This window comes from Streptococcus sp. HMSC071D03 (genome assembly GCF_001812125.1).
Lineage (GTDB): Bacteria > Bacillota > Bacilli > Lactobacillales > Streptococcaceae > Streptococcus > Streptococcus pseudopneumoniae_N.
On sequence record NZ_KV807780.1, the window covers coordinates 73,528 to 75,379 of the forward strand.

Below are 1,852 nucleotides of genomic sequence, written 5' to 3' on the forward strand. Positions count from 1 at the left end.
AGGCTTTCCGAGTTTTCGGAGAGCCTATTTTTTTATCCAAAAAGAATATAAGAAATTCAAACCCTGTTCATTCGTATTTTATATATAAAACAAAGTATGAAAGCGCATCTCAATTTTAAGACTTTTTGGTAAATTAAGAGTATAATCAAAGTGTGTTACCTTTTTATAAGATAACAGGCTAATATAATAAAGTTTAGCTTGCATATTTTTAAAATTTTATTTCAAGGAGGAATCATGGAAAAGTACTTTGGTGAAAAACAACAGCGTTTTTCATTTAGAAAATTATCAGTAGGACTTGTCTCTGCAACGATTTCAAGTTTATTTTTTATGTCTGTATTAGGTATCTCATCTGTAGAGGCTCAAGAGACTAAAGGTGTTCACTATAAATATGTGACAGAGTCAGAGCTATCATCAGAAGAAAAGAAGCAGCTTGTCTATGACATTCCTACATACATGGAGAATGATGATGAGACTTATTATCTTGTTTATAAATTAAATTCCCAAAATCAACTGGGAGACTTACCAAATACTGGAAGTAAGAATGATATGCAAACCCTAGTTACTGGTGCTAGCTTAGCGGCTCTGGGGATTTTAATTTTTGCCGTCTCCAAGAAAAAGGTTAAGAATAAAACAGTATTACATTTAGCATTGGTTGCAGGGATAGGAAATGGTGTCTTAGTTTCAGCTCATGCTTTAGAAAATAATCTTTTGATAAATTACAATACTGACTATGAACTGACCTTTGGAGAAAAATTACCTCTTCCTAAAGATATTTCAGGTTACAGATATGTTGGATATATCAAAGAGGGAAACATAACTTCTGAGTCTAAAGTAAATAATCAAGAAAAATCAGCAGCCACTCCTACAAAACAACAAAATGTGGATTATAGTGTTACACCAAATTTTGTCGAGAATCCATCAACAGTACAAGCTATGCAGGAACAAACATCTGTTTCTTCAACTAAGCCGACAGAAGTTCAAGTAGTTGAAAAACCTCTCTCTGCAGAATTAACCAATCCAAGAAAAGAAGAGAAACGATCTTCAAATTCTCAATCACAATTAGCAGAACATAAGGATGTACAAGCTGGAACTCTGGTAACCGACAAGGGTGAGCCTGCGATCCAGCCAGAGTTACCAGAAGCGGTAGTCAGTAACAAAGGCACACCAGAAGTCCAATCAGAGTTGCCAGAAGCGGTTGTAGCTGACAAAGGTGAACCAGCAGTCCAATCAGAGTTGCCAGGAGCTGTAGTTAGCGCCAAAGGCGAGCCGGAAGTTCAACCTGAATTGCCAGAAGCAGTTATAACAGACAAAGGTAAACCAGCAGTCCAATCAGAGTTGCCAGAAGCTGTAGTCAGTGACAAAGGTGAGCCTGCGATCCAGTCAGAGTTACCAGAAGCAGTTGTAACCGATAAAGGTGAGCCTACAGTCCAACCCGCCTTGCCAGAGGCTGTTGTAAGTGATAAAGGCGTATCGGAAGTTCAACCTGCGTTACCAGAAGCAGTCGTGACTGATAAGGGTGAGCCTGAAGTTCAACCTGAATTGCCAGAAGCGGTTGTAACCGATAAAGGTGAGCCTGAAGTTCAACCTGAATTGCCAGAAGCGGTTGTAACCGATAAAGGTGAACCTACAGTCCAACCCGCCTTACCAGAAGCTGTTGTTACTGACAAAGGTGAACCTGCAGTCCAACCTGAATTGTCAGAAGCAGTTGTTACCGATAAAGGCGAACCTGCAGTCCAACCCGCCTTACCAGAAGCTGTTGTAACTGACAAAGGTGAACCTGCAGTCCAATCAGAGTTGCCAGAGGCTATAGTCAGTGACAAAGGTGAGCCTGAAGTTCAACCTGAATTGCCAG

1 protein-coding gene is annotated in these 1,852 nt (G+C 39.8%); it reads left to right on the forward strand.

Annotated elements, in window-relative coordinates:
• Window positions 1-234: 234 nt before the first annotated feature.
• A partial coding sequence (locus tag HMPREF2837_RS07765; RefSeq protein ID WP_148131840.1) for a YSIRK-type signal peptide-containing protein occupies window positions 235-1,852 on the forward strand: 1,618 nt, incomplete at its 3' end.